Here is a 16,315-nt window from a genome sequence, read left to right on the forward strand (position 1 = left end):
GGCAGGGGTTTACAGCTGAAAAGACCCTCCGTATAGTGCGCGCCATTGACGACGCAGACGCGTTGACGATACTGCCCAGATGGTGAAATTGGTAGACACGCCAGCTTCAGGTGCTGGTGACCTTACGGTCGTGGAAGTTCGAGTCTTCTTCTGGGCACCAATTTCGAGCTTGAGACTAGATCAGTTTCAGGGCTCACACAAAACCCGCGAAAGCGGGTTTTTTGCATTCTAAGCCCGGGTTTTCTTAAAACCGATTTATTAATATTAAATCAGGGGTTTACAGATCAAAATGCGCTCCGTATAGTGCGCCACATCAACAGCGGCAACGCTCGCGATGATTGCCCAGATGGTGAAATTGGTAGACACGCCAGCTTCAGGTGCTGGTGACCTTACGGTCGTGGAAGTTCGAGTCTTCTTCTGGGCACCAATTCAAATTCAAGGTTCAGGCCTTGAATTCCACAGAAACCCGCGAAAGCGGGTTTTTGCGTTTCTGGCCTTCGGAAACGTCAATCGCCTCAGCAGCTATCAAAACGCCAACGCCCGCGCAAGGCGCATCTGAGAACCAATATCGTTTATCATTGTTGCAAGTTTTTGCAATGCGACAGTGAGGAACCCTGCGAATGACGTTTCGAAATACCCTGCGCCGAGGCCTGACCTTCACCCTCCTTGGCCTGGCGCTCGCCACTCCCCTCACCCAGGCAGCCGATGCGGTTTCCCTGACTCTGTACAACGGCCAGCACAAAGAAGTCGGCGATGCGATTGCCAAGGCTTTCGAAGCCAAGACCGGCATTCACGTCAATGTGCGCAAAGGCAGCAGCAATCAGCTCGCCAGCCAGATCATCGAGGAAGGCGACCGCTCCCCCGCCGACGTGATCTACACCGAAGAGTCGCCACCGCTGAACAACCTCGGCGAACAAGGCCTGCTGGCCAAGGCAGACACCGCAACCCTGGCGGTCTTGCCGGAAAAATACGTAGCCGCCAACGGCACCTGGATCGGCGTTACCGCCCGCGTACGCGTGGTTGCATTCAATCCGAAACTGATCGACGAGAAAGACCTGCCGAAATCGGTGATGGAATTTTCCGAGCCGCAATGGCAAGGCAAGGTCGGTTTCGTGCCAACCAGCGGCGCATTCCAGGAACAGGCCGTGGCGATCATCAAGCTGCACGGGCGTGACGCCGCCGAAGAATGGCTGACCGGCCTGCGCGCATTCGGCAAGACTTACAGCAACAACATGGTCGCGCTCAAAGCCGTGGAGAACGGTGAGGTCGCTACCGTGCTGGTGAACAACTACTACTGGTTCGCGCTGCAACGCGAAAAAGGCCAGCTCGATTCGAAGCTGCACTATTTCACCGGCGGTGACGCCGGCGGCCTGATCACCGTATCCAGCGCTGCCGTGCTGAAATCCAGCAAACATCCAAAAGAAGCCCAGCAATTCCTCGCCTACATGGCCAGCGAAGAAGGTCAGCGCGTGATCACTCAGACCACCGCCGAATATCCGCTGCACAAAGGTATGGAATCGGATCGCGGGCTCAAGCCGTTCAGCGAACTGGAAGCACCGAACGTGACGCCTGCCGATCTGGGCAATGCCGAGGAAGCGCTGGAGCTGGAACGCGAAGTTGGCTTGAACTGATGAGCGCATCGTTATCCGCCCCCGCCGCGCGCGGGGGTTACGTGCCAAAACGCAAACGGCCATCGATCTGGCTGCTGCTACCGGTATTGCTATTGGTGGTATTGAGCCTGTTGCCGCTGGCCTATGTCGGGCTCAAGGCGTGGCAGGCAGGCTGGGCCGAGGCGCTGCATCTGCTGTGGCGCCCGTATGTGTTTGGCTTGCTGCGCAATACCCTGGCGCTGATGGTCGGCGTGACGATCACTTGCGGCGTGATCGGCCTGTCGCTGGCCTGGCTGCTGGAACGCAGCAATCTGCCGGGGCGACGCTTGTGGGGCGTGATTCAGTGCCTGCCGTTCGCGGTACCGGCGTTTGTCAGCAGCTTTACCTGGGTTTCGCTGAGCGCGCAGTTCGAAGGCCTTGGTGGAGCGATTCTGGTGATGAGCCTGTCGAAGTATCCGCTGATCTTTTTGCCGGTCGCCGCAACCCTGCGCAACCTTGATCCCTCCCTCGAAGAATCGGCTCGTACACTGGGGCAGAACCGTTGGGGGGTATTTTTCCGAGTGACCCTGCCGCTGCTCTGGCCATCGCTATTGGCCGGCTCGCTGTTGATTGCCCTGCACATGCTGGTTGAATTCGGCGCACTGTCGATCATCGGCCTGCAGACTTTCACCACAGCGATTTATCAGCAATTCGAGCTGGAATTCAGCAACGCCAACGCAGCGATGCTCTCGGCGGTGTTGCTCGCACTGTGCCTGCTGTTGCTGTGGCTGGAACTGCGTGTACGCGGCAAGGGCCGGCATGTGCGCACCGGTCAGGGCGCAGCGCGTCAGGCCGAACAGGTCCGCCTGGGCCCATGGGCTGCGCTCGGCCAGCTGTACTGCCTGGCGTTGGCGATTGTCGGCAGCGGGGTTCCTTTGGCAATGCTCGCCTACTGGCTGGCGGTCGGCTCTTCTGCGGCGTTTCCGGTAGCGGCGATTACCGAAGCGCTGCTGTCATCGCTGGCATTGTCGCTGGGTGGCGCGGCGCTTTGCCTGCTGCTGGCGGTTCCGGTGGGGCTGCTGGTGGTGCGCTACAAAGGTCAACTGGCAATCTGGGCCGAACGCTTGCCGTATCTGCTGCACGCGCTGCCGGGGTTGGTGATTGCTTTGACGCTGGTGTATTTCGCTCTGCACTACGTGCCAGCGCTGTATCAAACCTCGGGGCTGCTGCTGATTGCTTATGCACTGCTGTTCCTGCCGCTGGCGCAGGCGCCGATTCGCACCGCGCTGAACAAGGCTGCGCCACAGCTGGAAGAGGCGGCGCGCACGCTCGGAGCTTCGTCGTTCACGGCATTTTGCCGGGTGACGCTGCCGATCATTTTCCCGGCTCTGGGCGCGGCGTTTGCGCTGGTGTTTCTCGATGCGATGAAGGAATTGACGGCGACGCTGCTACTCAGTCCGACCGGGCTCAATACGCTGGCAACCGAGGTCTGGGCGCATACCGCGAATGTCGAGTTCGCGGCGGCGGCGCCTTATGCGGCGTTGTTGATTGTGGTGTCGGGGTTGCCGGTCTATCTGCTCACGACGCGGATGTATCTGAGCCGTTGATACCGCTTTCGCGAGCAGGCTCGCTCCCACAATGGATTGAGTTTCCCTGTGGGAGCGAGCCTGCTCGCGAAGAGGCCAGCCCAGCCACCATCAAGCCCTGAACTGCCCCAGACTCGCCTTCAACTGCGCCGCCAGACCATCCAGCACCTTGCCACTGGCCGTGGTTTCTACCACTGCCTGCGCGGCTTTTTCAGCCTGGGCATGAATGGTTTCGACCCGCCCGCGCACCGCCTGCGCACCCTGCGCCTGATGCGCTGCCGCTTGTGTTGCGAGGCCAATCGCTGCGTGCACCTGTTCAACCGAGGCCTGCACCGATTGCTGCAGTCGCGCGCTGTCACGCAACACCAGCAAGCCTTCACTGGCCTGACGCCCGGCCTGGCCGATCGCCTCGACCGCTTCGCGCGCGCCCTGCTGCAACGCGACGATGTGCGCCTGAATGTCGCCGGTGGAGCTTTGCGTCTTGCTCGCCAATGCGCGCACTTCGTCCGCCACCACGGCGAAGCCGCGGCCGGTCTCGCCCGCACGCGCCGCTTCAATCGCCGCGTTCAAGGCCAGCAGGTTGGTCTGCTCAGCGATGCCATGAATCACCGTCAGCACCACTTCAATCTGTTCACTCTGCTGCGCCAGCCGCTCGATGACTTTCGCGCCGGTGTCGACCTGCCCGGCCAGCGCCTCGATCAGGCCGCCAACCTTGGCCGAGGTGCGAGTGTTTTCATCGGTCGCCTGACGGATTTCCACCACTTGCTTGAGTGCGGCCTGCATCGCATGGCTTTCCGATTGCGCCTCGTCGGCCATTTGCGACAAGGCACGCAGGCTCTCGGCAACTTCATCACGCTGCATGCCTGCCGCCGCATCGGCGCCGGCGTTGCGCAGGGTCATCGCACCAATCTCGACGCCGGTGCGCTGCGCCACATCACCTGCTTCGCGCACGATCGGCTGCAATTTATCCACAAAGCGGTTGACCGCCGAAGCCATGTCGCCGATTTCGTCCTTGCTGTTGATCTGCACACGCTTGGTCAGATCGCCCTCGCCCGCCGCCAGATCATCCATCGCGGCGTTGAGCATTTTCAGGCGATTGACCACGCGATGGCCCAACACCACTGCCAATAACAGGAGAACCGCGCAACCGACCAGCGCCAGGCCCAGGCCGATGCGCCAGCGCAAAGTCGCCGCTGCCTCTTGAACGGTTTGCGCGGTATTGGCTTTCATCTCGCCAGCCGTGGACTGCGCCGACTGCAGGCGCGCCTGCATGGCTTTTGCGCTGTCCGCCGCGGCGCCTTTGAGGCTGTCCCCGACCAGTTGATCGCTGCTGGCGATCAGCGCCGAGAAACGTTTGTCGAGTTCGACCAGGTCGGTTTCCACCGAGGCTGTGGAAACGCCCATCAGCACCTTGCCGATCTCCACACCATTGGGATTGATCGACGCTTCGAGGTAATACACCGATGGATCGTTTTTCGCCGCGTCCAGCACTTTATCCAGCGCCCGCTCGCCCTGACCTTTTTCCAGCAAGGCCTTGTTGATCGGGTTTTCCCGGTTGAGGTAGCGGGTCAGGTGCTGACCGGTGGCATCGTCATAGACCACGAACAACACGTTGGGATTGCGCTGGGCGCGGCGGGCAAATTCCGACAGGGTCGGCACGTCGCTGTCCCACATCGCCCGAGGGGCGACAGAAGCCAGCAACTGCGCCATGTCATTGGCGGAGTCCTTGAGGTCTTTTTCCAGCGTGGCACGCAGTTGCGCCTGCTCTTCCTTCAGGCGAGAAGACAGGCCCGCGGTGAGTCGCTGCCGGGTACTGGCAGACAAAGCGTCGAGGCTGGAAGTGACTTCCCGCCCGGCCTGCTCCAGTTCGCCGGACAGCTTTTGGCTGTCGGTCCCCAGGCGCGTCGCCAGATCCGCTTCCAGCGCCGTGACGGTGCTCCGCGTCAGGGCAACGGCCACCAAGACTTGCACCAAAAGGGCGATACCCAAGGTAACGAACACGGGCCGCAGCAAACGGCTTTGTAACAGTGAGAGAACGGCCGACACTTTGAAATCCCTCTACGTCTGACGCCATTAATTTGATGGCACTCTTGTAGATAGATTCACAGCAAAGGTCATGCCGTCCAACAGGCATAAACGACAAAGGCCCCGATTAAGGGGCCTTTGTTTTTTACATCAACGACTTATCAAGCAAACGGATGACGCAGAACGATGGTTTCGTTGCGGTCCGGGCCCGTCGAAATAATGTCGATCGGTGCGCCGATCAACTCTTCGACCCGTTTGATGTAGGCGCGAGCATTGGCCGGCAGCTCTTCCAGGGTCTTGGCACCCACGGTCGATTCGCTCCAGCCCGGCACTTCTTCGTAGACCGGCTGCAGGCCGACGTAGCTGTCAGCGTCGGTCGGAGCAACGGCGTTGCCCTGCGCGTCTTTGTAGCCGACGCAGATGTTGATGGTTTGCAGACCGTCGAGTACGTCCAGCTTGGTCAGGCAGATACCCGAGATGCTGTTCACATCGATAGCACGACGCAGGATGACGGCGTCGAACCAGCCGCAACGACGAGCACGGCCGGTAGTGGCGCCGAACTCGTGGCCTTGCTTGGCCAGGTGAGCACCGACGTCATCGAACAGCTCAGTCGGGAACGGACCCGAACCTACGCGCGTGGTGTAGGCCTTGGTGATGCCGAGGATGTAATCGAGGAACATCGGGCCAACACCGGAGCCAGTTGCCACGCCACCCGCGGTGGTGTTAGAGCTGGTCACGTACGGATAGGTACCGTGGTCGATGTCGAGCAACGAACCCTGGGCGCCTTCGAACATGATGTCTTTGCCGGCACGGCGCAGCTCGTGCAGCTCGGCGGTGACGTCGAGCATCAGCGGCTTGAGCAGTTCGGCGTATTCCTTGCACTCGGCCAGGGTCTTTTCGAACTCGATGGCCGGCTCTTTGTAGTAACCGACCAGCATGAAGTTGTGGTAATCCACCAGTTCACGCAGCTTGTCTTCGAAGCGCGGCATGTTCAGCAGGTCGCCGACACGCAGGCCACGACGAGCAACCTTGTCTTCGTAGGCCGGGCCGATGCCGCGACCGGTAGTGCCGATCTTCAGCTCGCCACGGGCCTTTTCACGGGCCTGGTCCAGCGCAACGTGGAAGGACAGGATCAGCGGGCAGGACGGGCTGATACGCAGACGCTCACGCACCGGTACGCCTTTCTCTTCCAGCTTGGTGATCTCGCGCAGCAGGGCGTCAGGTGCGACGACCACGCCATTGCCGATCAGGCACTGCACGCCTTCGCGCAGCACGCCCGATGGAATCAGGTGCAAGACGGTTTTCTCGCCGTCGATCACCAGCGTGTGGCCCGCGTTGTGGCCACCCTGGTAGCGCACTACGGCGGCAGCATGTTCGGTCAGCAGATCAACGATCTTGCCTTTGCCCTCATCACCCCACTGGGTGCCCAGGACTACGACATTCTTACCCATAACACTTGTCCTCATTCGCGCAAACTTGGTGCCGGCGATGGCCGGCAGGAAAACTCAAGAAGCCAGTGGCGATACTTGCCAAAGCCCGTTCTGCTGAATCAATTGCCGGTCGCAGTCCGCATCACGGGCGGCGGCCAAAGGTTGTCCAGGCAAGGCCTGAACGACACGCTGACCCTCACTGCGCAACTGGCAAACCTGCTGCCAGAGTGCCGCATCCGTACTGTCAGGCATCCAGATACCGCCAGACGGTAGCTCGATCTCAGCACGCCCCAGGGTCACCAGGGTTTTCAAATCGGTGGAAAAACCGGTCGCAGGACGGGCACGACCAAAATCGGCGCCGATGTCATCGTAGCGACCGCCCTGAGCGATGGATTGACCGACGCCCGGCACGAACACGGCGAACACCACGCCGGTGTGGTAGTGGTAGCCACGCAGTTCGCCCAGGTCGAAGTACAACGGCAGATCAGGGAAACGCACGGAAAGACGCTCGGCAATCGCCAGCAAGTCTTCCAGGGCCGCCAGCACTGGCGCCGGCGCGTTGGCCAGACGCTCACGCGCAGCGCTCAATACTTCACGGCCACCACACAGGTCAACCAATGCGCGCAGCATGTCGGACAGATCCGCTGGCAAGCCTTCGGTCAGGGTAATGACCTCGTCGATGGCCTTGCGTTGCAGCGCATCGAACAACTGCTGTTCGACTTCACCCGACAAACCGGCGGCGCGTGCCAGCCCCCGATAGATGCCAACATGGCCAAGGTCCATGTGAACATCCGGCACGTCGGCCAGTTGCAGCATGGCCAGCATCAGGCTGATCACTTCAACGTCGCTGCTCGGGCTGGCGTCGCCGTACAACTCGGCACCCAACTGGATCGGGCTGCGCGAGGACGACAAGGCCCGCGGCTGGGCGTGCAGCACGCTGCCGGCGTAGCACAGGCGGCTCGGGCCTTCGCGGCGCAGGGTGTGTGCATCGATGCGCGCGACCTGCGGCGTGATGTCGGCGCGAAATCCCATCTGCCGACCCGACTGCGGATCGATGACCTTGAAGGTGCGCAGATCCAGGTCCTGGCCTGCACCGGTCAGCAGGGATTCCAGGTACTCGATATGGGGAGTCACGACAAACTCGTAACCCCAGCTCTGGAACAGATCCAACACCTGACGACGCGCGACTTCGATGCGCGCCGCTTCCGGTGGCAGTACTTCTTCGATGCCATCTGGCAGCAGCCAGCGGTCTACCGTTGCCATTACGCCATTCCCCTTTGATCCGGGCGGCCAGCCTGCGGGCGAGCCTTGAGTGAAGCAGAAAATGGTCGATCCGTTCAAAACGCACGCGCATGAACGACGCGGCAAAAGGCCTGTTACCGGCTTCGCCCACCACTTTCCTCGAAAAACGTTCGGGCCATTCAACCCGATGCCTGCAACAAAAAACAGCAATCAAACGTGCAGACGCAAAAAAGCCGGGAATTTCCCGGCTGCCGCATCATACACACGTTTTCCCAAAGGATCACCCCGCCCGAGGATTTAGCCGCCGGGCGGAGCGATTCAGGTCAACGTCGCATCAAGGCTTGGCTTTTTCCAGGTAACGGAAGAAGTCGCTGCTTGGGTCGAGGACCATGACGTCGGATTTGTTCGCGAAGCTTTCACGGTAGGCACGCAGGCTGCGGTAGAAACCGTAGAACTCCTGATCCTGGCCGTAGGCCTTGGAATAGATCGCAGCGGCCTGGGCGTCACCATCACCGCGAACCTCTTCGGATTCACGATAGGCTTCAGCCAGCAGCACGCGGCGTTGACGATCGGCGTCGGCACGGATGCCTTCAGCCAGCTCGTTACCCTTGGCGCGGTGCTCGCGAGCTTCACGCTCACGCTCGGTGCTCATACGTTCGAACACGCTGCGGTTGACTTCCTTCGGCAGATCGATGGCCTTGACCCGGACATCGACGACTTCGATACCCAGCTCCTTTTCCGCCATCTTGTTCAGCGATGCAGTGATGTCAGCCATCAGAGCATCACGCTCACCCGACACCACTTCGTGCAGGGTGCGCTTGCCGAACTGGTCACGCAGGCCCGATTCCAGACGACGCGACAGACGCTCGTCGGCAATCTGCTTGAGACCGGAAGTCGCAGTGTAGAAGCGCTCGGCATCCTTGACGCGCCACTTGGCGTAGGCATCAACCATCACGGCTTTCTTTTCCAGGGTCAGGAAGCGCTGCGTCGGTGCGTCCAGCGTCAACAGGCGTGCGTCGAATTTGCGCACCTGGTTAACGTAAGGCACCTTCACATGCAGACCCGGCTGGACATCCGCCTGAACCACGCGACCGAATTGCAGCAGCACCGCGCGCTCGGTCTGAGCGACGATGTAGAAGCAATTCCAGCCCACCAGTACCACGACGACGCCAACGATCAGGGCGATCAGCGATTTATTGCTCATCAGCGGGTCTCCCTTGTACGCGTCTGCGGCACGTCAGTGACATGCGGCGTGACGTCCGTGTTGTTGCTGGCGGCCGAACCGGTGACCGGTGCGTTGCCCGAGCTGTTCTGGATCATCTTGTCCAACGGCAGGTAGAGCAGATTGCTCTGGCCGTTCTTGTTACCGGTCACGAGTACCTTGCTGGTGTTGCTGAAGACTTCCTGCATGGTGTCCAGGTACAGACGCTCACGGGTGACTTCAGGTGCCTTGCGATATTCGGCGACCAGTTTGGTAAAGCGATCGGCCTCACCCTTGGCGCGCGAGATCGTTTCGTCGCGGTAACCGTTGGCATCTTCGATGATGCGCTGGGCCTGACCACGGGCTTCCGGCACCACGCCGTTGGCGTAGGTTTCGGCCTGGTTGCGCGAACGCTGCTCGTCTTCACGGGCGCGGATCACGTCGTCGAAGGCTTCCTGCACTTCGCGCGGTGCCGCTGCGCTCTGTACGTTGACCTGGGTAACGGTGATACCGGTGCGATAGGTATCGAGGAAACGTTGCAGACGCTCCTTGATCTCGCTGGCCATCAATTCACGACCTTCGGTCAGCACCTGGTCCATGGCGGTCGAACCGACCACGTGGCGCAGGGCACTTTCCGTTGCGTGCTGCAGACTGATTTCCGGCTGATCGACGTTCAGCACGAAGTCCTGCAGGTTGCTGATCTTGTACTGCACGGTCAGCGGCACTTCGACGATGTTTTCGTCCTCAGTGAGCATCTGGCCCTGCTTGGAGTACGCACGCTCACGCGTCACGTTTTCCATGTACTTCTTGTCGATCGGCGGGAAATAGATGTTCAGGCCCGGGCCGACAGTCTCGTAGTACTTGCCGAAGCGCAGCACCACGGCCTGCTCCTGCTCGTCCACCACGTAGACGGCACTGTACAGCCAGACGGCCGCCAGCACGACCAGGCCGATGCCGAGCAGGCCGCCGAAGCCGCCGCTGCTCTTGCCCGAACCACCGCCGTCATCACCCCGTTTCTTGCCGCCACCGAACAACCCGTTCAGGCTTTCCTGCAGCTTTCGGAAGGCCTCGTCGAGATCCGGTGGCCCCTTGCGGTCGCCGTTATTGCGGCGCTTGCCACCCCAGGGATCCTGATTGTTCGAGTTGCCACCCGGCTCATTCCAAGCCATAGCGCTCTCCATCTGATAAAGCAAAGACGCACCCACGGCGCGCCGACCAATGCTACAGAATGCCTGCCGTTGCGGCACAACCGCTTTTTCAGGCTTTTATTGCAAAGTGTGTTGCTCGATGAATTCCATCGGCTGCAATCCTTCGCGGCTTACCAGTCGATTCAACTCGATCCGGGGCAAACGAACGGTCAGCAGACTGACGCCTTCTTCGTCGTGCTCTTCTTTCTGCACCGCGCCGAGTTCGAAAAACTGCGCACGCAGTCGAGCGAATCGTTGCGGCAAACGCAAGGTACCGACAAACAGATCACTGCCGAGCAATTCGGTAATCGCCTGTTCGAGCAATTCCAGACCGCTGCCATCGCGCGCCGACAACCACACCCGCTGGGGCTTGCCGTCTTCGTCGCGCTGGATTTGCGGCTCGACGCCTTCGAGCAAATCGAGTTTGTTATAGACCTCGAGGATCGGCAAGTCCTGGGCACCAATCTCGCCCAGCACCACCATCACCTGCTCGATCTGCAACATGCGATCCGGCTCCGCTGCGTCGATGACGTGCAACAGCAGATCCGAGTTGCTCGACTCTTCGAGGGTAGACCGAAATGCTTCAACCAGCTTGTGCGGCAAGTGCCGAATGAAACCTACCGTGTCGGCCAGGACAATCGGCCCCAGGTCATCCAGATCCAGACGACGCAGGGTCGGGTCGAGCGTGGCGAACAATTGGTCAGCCGCGTAGACCTCGGATTTGGTCAAGTTGTTGAACAGCGTGGACTTGCCGGCGTTGGTATAGCCGACCAGCGATACGGTCGGAATCTCCGCCCGCGAGCGGCCGCGACGCGATTGCTCGCGCTGGCTGCGTACCTTCTCCAGCCGTCCCTTGATCTGACGCAGGCGCACCCGCAACAGACGCCGGTCGGTTTCGAGCTGGGTTTCACCCGGACCGCGCATGCCGATGCCGCCACCCTGACGCTCAAGGTGAGTCCAGCCGCGGACCAGCCGGGTGCTCATGTGGTCAAGCTGGGCCAGTTCGACCTGGAGCTTGCCTTCATGGGTACGGGCGCGTTGGGCGAAAATATCGAGAATCAGACCGGTGCGGTCGATCACGCGACACTCGAAAACACGTTCGAGGTTGCGTTCCTGGCTGGGCGTGAGGACGTGATTGAAAATCACCAGATCGGCTTCTTCAGCCTTGACCAGGTCGCGTAGCTCTTCGACCTTGCCGCTGCCGATCAGGTATTTGGCGGTTGGCCGATGACGCGGCACGTTAAAAAACGCAACGGTCTCGGCGCCGGCCGAATTAGCCAACTCCTGAAACTCCTGCGGATCTTCGCGCGCCTCAGGGTCCTGTCCATCCAAGTGAACGAGGATTACTCGTTCACCACCACCGTGGCGCTCAAAGAACAAAGGAGACTCCTATCAGGCGTTACCCGGAGCTGGATCTGCGTCGCCCTGTTCGTTTTCGGTTGCGCTAGGCAGACGAATCGGACGAACCGGCACTACGGTCGAGATAGCGTGTTTATAAACCATCTGGCTTACGGTGTTCTTCAGCAGGATCACGAACTGGTCGAACGACTCGATCGTGCCTTGCAGTTTGATACCGTTGACCAGGTAGATGGAAACCCCGACTTTCTCTTTACGTAAAGTATTCAGGTAAGGGTCTTGTAGCGAATGCCCTTTTGACATGTGCCGCACTCCTTTAAGGATTCAATAATAAAAAAATAAGTAATTCAGATGGCTTTGGCCGTCACACCCCCAAGGATAGACGGCAATTGCAAGGACTCAGCTCAATATGGAGATGGTCCCAAGGTATTTCAAGGCGCGTGGCAGATTGTCGCAAGCAAGACTGTCCAGCCAATGTAAATCTTCCCAGCTGCGCAGCCAGGTGAACTGGCGTTTGGCCAACTGGCGCGTGGCGATGATGCCGCGCTCCTGCATTTCGGCCAACGTCAGCTTGCCATCCAGGTAGTCCCAGACTTGGCGATAGCCTACCGCACGTATAGACGGCAACCCGGCATGCAGGTCACTTCTATTACGCAGGGCTACGACCTCGTCGATGAATCCCTGTTCCAACATATTTGTGAATCTTTGTTTGATGCGTTCATGCAATACCTGGCGATCCGCCGGGGCGATGGCCAGGTTCGCGACAGTATAGGGCAATTGTTGCAGTCCCGAAGCGGCTGCTTCGGTACTTTGCGCAGATTGTTGCTGACGCAGCTCGGTCATGCTGCGACCGCTGACGCGATAAACTTCGAGGGCGCGACTCAGGCGTTGCGGATCATTGGGGTGAATCCGCGCCGCCGACACCGGGTCGATGATCGCCAATTGATCATGCAGGGCCTGCCAGCCAAGGCGCGCGGCCTCTTCTTCAATTTGCGCGCGGACCTCGGGATCGGCGGCGGGCATGTCCGCCAGACCGTCGACCAAAGCCTTGTAATAGAGCATCGTGCCGCCCACCAGCAGCGGAATTTTGCCGCGTGCGGTGATGTCAGCCATGGCTTGCAGGGCATCGCGGCGAAAATCCGCAGCCGAATAAGCTTCGGCCGGATCAAGAATGTCGATCAAGCGGTGCGGATGTTCGGCCAGCAGTGCTTTTGAAGGCTTGGCGGTGCCGATGTCCATGCCGCGATAGACCAGCGCCGAATCGACACTGATCAGCTCGCACGGCAGCACCTTGGTCAGCTCGATGGCCAGGTCGGTCTTGCCCGCAGCGGTCGGGCCCATCAGGAAAATCGCTGGAGGAAGCTGGCTCATCAACGACCGCGCAGGAACAGTTTGTCCAGATCGTCCAGGCCCAGTTGGGTCCAGGTCGGTCGGCCATGGTTGCATTGACCGCTGCGCTCGGTGTTTTCCATGTCCCGCAGCAGGCCGTTCATTTCCGGCAGGGCCAGACGCCGGTTGGCGCGAATCGCGCCGTGACAGGCCATGGTGCCGAGCAATTCGTTGAGGTGCGCCTGAATGCGGTCGCTGGTGCCGTATTCCATCAAGTCCGAGAGCACGTCACCGACCAAACGGTTGGCCTCGGCCTGCTTGAGCAACGCCGGAATCTGCCGGATCGCCAGGGTTTCCGGGCCCAGCCGCTGCAATTCGAAGCCCAGCCGCTGGAACCACGCGGCGTGCTCCTCGGCGCAATCGGCTTCACGCTGACTCACGGCCAGCGACTCCGGCACCAGCAACGGCTGCCCGCTCAGGCCTTCACTGGCCATGGCGATTTTCAGGCGTTCATACATGATCCGCTCATGGGCAGCGTGCATGTCCACCAGCACCAGGCCGTGGGCGTTCTCGGAAAGAATGTAGATGCCTTTGAGCTGCGCCAGCGCATAGCCGAGCGGCGGAATGTCTTCCTGGCCGGTCGGGAGTGCGCTGGCGTTGGCTTCGGGCAACGGCGCGAAAAACTCTTTGTAAGCGGCTTGAGCTTCGGCAGCGGGCACGGCCGACTGCGGGCGTGGCGTGTACTGATACTGATAAGCGCCGCCAGCACTGGCACCGGACGAAGTATTGAACGCCGGTTGCGCCTGCGGTTGCTCAAGCAATGCATTCGCGGCGAGACGCATCTCGCCTTGCGGGCCAAATTCGCCCGCCTCGATTCCGCTTGGTCGCACGATGGCCGTGGTCACAGAGCCGGCCAACTGGTCTTCCGGACGCACATCGCCCAACGCCCGGTGCAAGGTGCCATAGAGGAAGTCATGGACCATTCGCCCGTCGCGGAAGCGCACTTCGTGTTTGGTCGGGTGCACGTTGACATCGACCGCTGCCGGATCGACCTCGAAAAACAGCGCGAACGTCGGGTGGCGACCATTGAACAGCACGTCGCGATAAGCCTGGCGCACCGCGTGGGCGACCAGTTTGTCGCGCACCGCGCGGCCATTCACAAAGAAATACTGCAAATCGGCCTGACTGCGGTTGAACGTCGGCAAACCGACCCAGCCCCACAGGTGCAGACCATTGCGCTCGATCTCGATCGGCAGCGCCTGCTCAAGGAAACCCGAGCCACAGATTGCCGCCACACGCCGGGCGCGGGCCGCATCATCGTGGGCCTCGTGCAGGCTGAGGATGGTTTTGCCGTTATGACGCAGATGGAAAGCCACGTCGAAACGCGCCAGCGCCAACCGTTTGATCACTTCTTGCAGGTGATCGAATTCGGTTTTTTCGGTCTTGAGGAATTTGCGTCGCGCCGGAGTATTGAAAAACAGGTCACGGACTTCTACCGACGTGCCGACTGGGTGCGCGGCCGGTTGCACGCGAGGCGCCATGTCGCGACCCTCGGTTTCGACCTGCCAGGCCTGATCGGCATCGCGGGTCCGCGAGGTCAGTGTCAGGCGCGCTACGGAGCTGATCGACGCCAGCGCTTCGCCGCGAAAACCCAGGCTCATCACCTGTTCGAGGTCTTCGAGGTTGCGAATCTTGCTGGTGGCGTGACGGGCCAGCGCCAGCGGCAGGTCGTCGGCGGAGATGCCGCTGCCGTCGTCACGCACCCGCAGCAGCTTGACGCCACCCTGCTCGACGTCGACATCGATACGTTTGGCGCCGGAATCGAGGCTGTTTTCCAGCAATTCCTTGATCACCGAGGCCGGGCGTTCGACCACCTCACCGGCGGCAATCTGGTTCGCCAGTCGTGGGCTGAGCAGTTCGATGCGAGCAGTGTTCAGAACCTGGTTCATTCTTTCGACGCCAGTTCGGTGCCGGGAATGGTCAGGTGCTGGCCGACCTTCAGCTCATCGGTTTTCAAGTTGTTCGCCGCGCGCAACGTGGCCGGCGAGACTTGATAACGCACACCAATCATTGCCAGCGTTTCGCCCGGACCGACGCGGTGGTCGCGCGGGCCTTGGGCGATCTTGCCGGAATCACGCAGCCAGGCGATGTAAGTGCCCGGCGGCGGGTTCTGCTGGAAGAACTGCCGCACGCCGCTGCTGATCGAGCGGGCCAGCGCTTGCTGATGGCTCGATGCCGAAAGCTTGTTCGCTTCGTTGGCGTTCGAGATAAAACCGGTTTCGACCAGAATCGACGGGATATCCGGCGATTTCAACACCATGAACCCGGCCTGCTCCACGCGCTGTTTGTGCAGCGGCGTGACGCGACCAATGTTGGTCAGCACCTTCTGGCCGACGTTGAGACTGGAGGTCAGCGATGCCGTCATCGACAGGTCGAGCAGCACGCCGGCGAGCATGCGGTCCTTGTCGTCGAGGCTGACGTTGCCGGCACCACCGATCAGGTCGGAACGGTTTTCGCTGTCGGCCAGCCAACGGGCAGTCTCGGACGTGGCGCCGCGATCGGACAGGGCGAACACCGATGCACCAAACGCTGCTGCAGATGGCGCGGCGTCGGCGTGGATCGAGACGAAAAGGTCAGCGCCCTTCTTGCGGGCGATTTCGGTACGCCCACGCAACGGAATGAAGTAGTCGCCAGTACGGGTCAGTTCGGCGCGGAAGCCTTTCATGCCGTTGACCTGACGCTGCAATTCGCGGGCGATCTGCAGCACCACGTCTTTCTCACGCTGACCGCGCGAGCCGGAGGCACCGGGGTCTTCACCGCCGTGGCCGGCGTCGATCACCACAATAATGTCGCGCTTGCCGGCCGGGGCTGGCGGCAGTTTGATCGCCGGTTCAGTCGGGGTCACCGGCACTGCCGGCACGGTCGCCACCGATGGCGTCGGTGCAGGTGGCGGCGCGGCATCGGCCGGGTTGTCGAACAGATCGACCACCAGTCGGTTGCCGTACTGCGCATTGGGCGCCAGCGAGAAGCTTTTCGGGGTGACGGCTTTCTTCAGGTCGATGACCACGCGCAGATCGGTCGGCGTGCGCTGGGCCGAGCGCATTGCGGTGATCGGCGTGTTGGCGGTCTGCACATTCAAGGGCGCACCGAGGGTGGCACCGTTGATGTCGATGACCAGCCGGTCCGGCGCGGTCAGGGTAAATACGCTGTGCTGTACCGGGCCGCTCAGGTCGAAGACCAGTCGCGTGTTGTCCGGCGCCCGCCACAGGCGCACGCTGTTGACCTTTGAATCGGCCACAGCGTTGACGGTTACTGCCATCAACATCAGTCCAGCGGCAGCCACCAACGCGCGAAAGCGCATACCAAACCC

General features: G+C 60.9%; 12 protein-coding genes and 2 tRNA genes. 4 read left to right on the forward strand and 10 right to left on the reverse strand.

The window, feature by feature from the left end; all coding sequences use genetic code 11:
• The first annotated feature begins 73 nt into the window (after positions 1-73).
• From J3P93_RS24825 to J3P93_RS24840, 4 genes are all read left to right on the forward strand, one after another.
• Positions 74-160, forward strand: a tRNA-Leu gene (locus J3P93_RS24825).
• A 180-nt stretch (positions 161-340) separates the two neighbouring features.
• A tRNA-Leu gene (locus tag J3P93_RS24830) sits at positions 341-427 on the forward strand.
• 193 nt (positions 428-620) lie between these two features.
• Positions 621-1,631: an extracellular solute-binding protein gene (locus tag J3P93_RS24835; RefSeq protein ID WP_434592931.1), complete on the forward strand. Its 1,011-nt coding sequence runs from the start codon at positions 621-623 to the stop codon at positions 1,629-1,631.
• Complete coding sequence (locus tag J3P93_RS24840) at positions 1,631-3,196, forward strand: ABC transporter permease (protein WP_434592934.1); 1,566 nt, start codon at positions 1,631-1,633, stop codon at positions 3,194-3,196. The genes J3P93_RS24835 and J3P93_RS24840 overlap by 1 nt, the downstream gene beginning before the upstream one ends.
• A gap of 90 nt (positions 3,197-3,286) precedes the next feature.
• Here the strand turns inward: J3P93_RS24840 and J3P93_RS24845 are convergent, their stop codons facing one another.
• From J3P93_RS24845 to J3P93_RS24890, 10 genes are all read right to left on the reverse strand, one after another.
• On the reverse strand, positions 3,287-5,221 hold the full coding sequence (locus tag J3P93_RS24845) for a methyl-accepting chemotaxis protein (RefSeq protein ID WP_093105364.1): 1,935 nt from the start codon (positions 5,219-5,221) through the stop codon (positions 3,287-3,289).
• Between the two features lie 140 nt (positions 5,222-5,361).
• Positions 5,362-6,651, reverse strand: coding sequence for an adenylosuccinate synthase (locus J3P93_RS24850; RefSeq protein ID WP_434592936.1), 1,290 nt, complete (start codon positions 6,649-6,651; stop codon positions 5,362-5,364).
• Between the two features lie 54 nt (positions 6,652-6,705).
• On the reverse strand, positions 6,706-7,893 hold the full coding sequence (locus J3P93_RS24855; RefSeq protein ID WP_090280774.1) for an ATP phosphoribosyltransferase regulatory subunit: 1,188 nt from the start codon (positions 7,891-7,893) through the stop codon (positions 6,706-6,708).
• A gap of 313 nt (positions 7,894-8,206) precedes the next feature.
• Complete coding sequence (gene hflC, locus J3P93_RS24860) at positions 8,207-9,076, reverse strand: protease modulator HflC (protein ID WP_039756857.1); 870 nt, start codon at positions 9,074-9,076, stop codon at positions 8,207-8,209.
• Positions 9,076-10,242: an FtsH protease activity modulator HflK gene (gene hflK / locus J3P93_RS24865; RefSeq protein WP_039756854.1), complete on the reverse strand. Its 1,167-nt coding sequence runs from the start codon at positions 10,240-10,242 to the stop codon at positions 9,076-9,078. Before hflK ends, hflC begins: the two co-directional genes overlap by 1 nt.
• 96 nt (positions 10,243-10,338) lie before the next feature.
• The gene (gene hflX / locus J3P93_RS24870; protein WP_434592940.1) at positions 10,339-11,640 is read right to left on the reverse strand and encodes a ribosome rescue GTPase HflX; all 1,302 of its coding nucleotides are present in this window, start codon (positions 11,638-11,640) and stop codon (positions 10,339-10,341) included.
• A 12-nt stretch (positions 11,641-11,652) separates the two neighbouring features.
• Positions 11,653-11,919 carry an RNA chaperone Hfq gene (hfq, locus tag J3P93_RS24875; protein WP_095109354.1) on the reverse strand — a complete coding sequence of 89 codons (267 nt, stop codon included), beginning with the start codon at positions 11,917-11,919 and terminating at the stop codon, positions 11,653-11,655.
• A 96-nt stretch (positions 11,920-12,015) separates the two neighbouring features.
• A complete protein-coding gene (miaA, locus tag J3P93_RS24880; protein ID WP_434592943.1) occupies positions 12,016-12,987 on the reverse strand; it encodes a tRNA (adenosine(37)-N6)-dimethylallyltransferase MiaA in 972 nt (323 codons plus the stop codon).
• Positions 12,987-14,894 (reverse strand): DNA mismatch repair endonuclease MutL, encoded by a 1,908-nt coding sequence (gene mutL / locus J3P93_RS24885; RefSeq protein WP_252877330.1) that lies wholly within the window; start codon positions 14,892-14,894, stop codon positions 12,987-12,989. The genes miaA and mutL overlap by 1 nt, the downstream gene beginning before the upstream one ends.
• Positions 14,891-16,270: an N-acetylmuramoyl-L-alanine amidase gene (locus J3P93_RS24890; RefSeq protein WP_394505899.1), complete on the reverse strand. Its 1,380-nt coding sequence runs from the start codon at positions 16,268-16,270 to the stop codon at positions 14,891-14,893. Before J3P93_RS24890 ends, mutL begins: the two co-directional genes overlap by 4 nt.
• Positions 16,271-16,315: the final 45 nt, after the last annotated feature.

Source organism: Pseudomonas sp. R3-57, from assembly GCF_051132065.1.
In the GTDB taxonomy this organism is placed as follows: Bacteria; Pseudomonadota; Gammaproteobacteria; order Pseudomonadales; family Pseudomonadaceae; genus Aquipseudomonas.

Coding starts and splice junctions, on each gene's coding strand:
- J3P93_RS24835 (WP_434592931.1), top strand. CDS start 621: ATGACGTTTCGAAATACCCTGCGCCGAGGCCTGACCTTCACCCTCCTT.
- J3P93_RS24850 (WP_434592936.1), bottom strand. CDS start 6,651: ATGGGTAAGAATGTCGTAGTCCTGGGCACCCAGTGGGGTGATGAGGGC.
- mutL (WP_252877330.1), bottom strand. CDS start 14,894: ATGAACCAGGTTCTGAACACTGCTCGCATCGAACTGCTCAGCCCACGA.
- J3P93_RS24840 (WP_434592934.1), top strand. CDS start 1,631: ATGAGCGCATCGTTATCCGCCCCCGCCGCGCGCGGGGGTTACGTGCCA.
- J3P93_RS24890 (WP_394505899.1), bottom strand. CDS start 16,270: ATGTTGATGGCAGTAACCGTCAACGCTGTGGCCGATTCAAAGGTCAAC.
- J3P93_RS24855 (WP_090280774.1), bottom strand. CDS start 7,893: ATGGCAACGGTAGACCGCTGGCTGCTGCCAGATGGCATCGAAGAAGTA.
- hfq (WP_095109354.1), bottom strand. CDS start 11,919: ATGTCAAAAGGGCATTCGCTACAAGACCCTTACCTGAATACTTTACGT.
- hflC (WP_039756857.1), bottom strand. CDS start 9,076: ATGAGCAATAAATCGCTGATCGCCCTGATCGTTGGCGTCGTCGTGGTA.
- miaA (WP_434592943.1), bottom strand. CDS start 12,987: ATGAGCCAGCTTCCTCCAGCGATTTTCCTGATGGGCCCGACCGCTGCG.
- hflK (WP_039756854.1), bottom strand. CDS start 10,242: ATGGCTTGGAATGAGCCGGGTGGCAACTCGAACAATCAGGATCCCTGG.